Consider the following 1584-nt stretch of genomic DNA (forward strand, 5'->3'; position numbering starts at 1 on the left):
CGCGGGGAGAGTTCGCGCCAGGTGTCGGGGCCCTGGAGCAGCGCGCGTACCGTCTCCTCGGCCTCGTCGACGGTGTCGTACTCGTAGAACCGGGAGACTCCCTCGGCGCCGCCGGCCCGCTGCTCGACGTGCCACCGGTCGGCGTCCACGCGGAGGAAGACGTCCCGCCGCGCCAGTCGCCCCCATTTCCCGTTCCACCAGTGCTTTCGCTGTTCCATGGCGGGACTCTATCGAACATGTGTTCGAGATGACGCGGCCCCTGCGGGATTCCCGCAGGGGCCGATGTGCAGGTGCCGGATTCAGCGCGCCGCGGGCGGTTCCTCCCGCCGGCCGAGGACGTCGTCCAGTGCACCGCGCTGCTGAGCCGGGGTGGTCCGGCCGGTGGCGACCAGGGCGTCCCGGATCTCGGTGAGCAGCTTGACCTCCTCGCTCGGCGCGGCCGGCGGCGGCTCCTCGCCCCGCTTACGTCGCTCGGCGAGCCGGTTCATCGGAAACACCACGACGAAGTACAGCGCGGCCGCCGTCAGCAGGAACGTGATCAGCGCGTTGACGAAGGCGATCCAGTCGAAGGGGATGTCCCGGAACTCCGGCGCCGTACCCGCGATGCCGTTGCTGTTGCCGGTGATCAGCAGTACGAAGACCCGGATCAGCGGTTCCAGGAACGACTTGGTGAGCTGCGTGACCACGCCCGTGAACGCGGCACCGATGACGACGCCGACCGCGAGGTCGACGACGTTGCCGCGCATGATGAAGTCCTTGAAGCCCTTGAGCATGCGTACTCCTGAGGTGTCCCGATTTCGTCGAGGACAACCTATGCCCCGGGCGAGGGCTCCAGAAAAGCGCCGGCTTCCCGGGCGGCCCGCTCCGGATCGCCGTCCCGGATCGCGGCCACCAGTCGGGCGTGGTCGACGTGGCGTTCCGGGGTCAGCGCGTCGCCCATCGCGTGGGCGACGGTGCTGCGGATCGCGGTGCCGACGGAGGCGTACAGCTCGGCGAGCATGCCGTTGTGCGCCGCCGCGACCACTGCGGTGTGCAGCGCGGCGTCGGCCGCCACGAACTCGGCGACCCGGCCGCCGCGCCAGGCCGCCTCGCGGGCGGCCAGCGCGCCGTCGAGCGCGGCCAGGTCCTCGGCGGTACGCCGCCGCGCGGCCAGCCGGGCGGCCTCCACCTCGAAGGCGCGGCGCACCTCGATCACCTCGGCGATCCGGTCGTCGGTCAGCCGGCGGGCCACCACCGGGGCCAGTTCGTCGGTGGTGAGGACGTACGTCCCGGAGCCCTGCCGGCACTCCAGCACCCCGGCGTGGGCGAGGGCCCGGACCGCCTCGCGCACCGTGTTGCGCCCCACGCCGAGGGCGTCGACCAGCTGCGGCTCGGTCGGGATGCGGCTGCCCACCGGCCACTCGCCGTCCATGATCCGCTGGCGCAGCTGCGCGATCGTCTCCCGTACCCGCCGGCCGCGGGGCGGGACGGCGGCGGAATCAACCGGCGGTGGCACTGGTTACACCAGCTCGCAGGAATTCATCCCATGATTGTAGGTTCGAGGCCATGACCCCGCCACCCGCCGGCACCCCCGCTCCCGTCACG

The 1584-nt window shown here is 72.1% G+C and carries 3 protein-coding genes; all 3 read right to left on the reverse strand.

Annotated features, from left to right (window positions below; genetic code table 11):
- Positions 1-218: hypothetical protein (locus tag C1I95_RS33805; RefSeq protein ID WP_111220169.1), on the reverse strand; the 218-nt coding region annotated here is incomplete at its 3' end.
- 81 nt (positions 219-299) lie between these two features.
- Positions 300-773, reverse strand: coding sequence for a large conductance mechanosensitive channel protein MscL (gene mscL, locus C1I95_RS33810; protein WP_111220165.1), 474 nt, complete (start codon positions 771-773; stop codon positions 300-302).
- 38 nt (positions 774-811) lie between these two features.
- Positions 812-1495, reverse strand: a complete 684-nt coding sequence (locus C1I95_RS33815; RefSeq protein ID WP_111220167.1) for a FadR/GntR family transcriptional regulator — start codon at positions 1493-1495, stop codon at positions 812-814.
- Between the last annotated feature and the right edge of the window lie 89 nt (positions 1496-1584).

It is taken from the genome of Micromonospora craterilacus, from assembly GCF_003236315.1.
GTDB lineage: Bacteria > Actinomycetota > Actinomycetes > Mycobacteriales > Micromonosporaceae > Micromonospora > Micromonospora craterilacus.

What these genes read in the sequence shown, in the direction of transcription:
- mscL (WP_111220165.1), bottom strand. Translation starts at nt 773, where the DNA reads ATGCTCAAGGGCTTCAAGGACTTCATCATGCGCGGCAACGTCGTCGAC.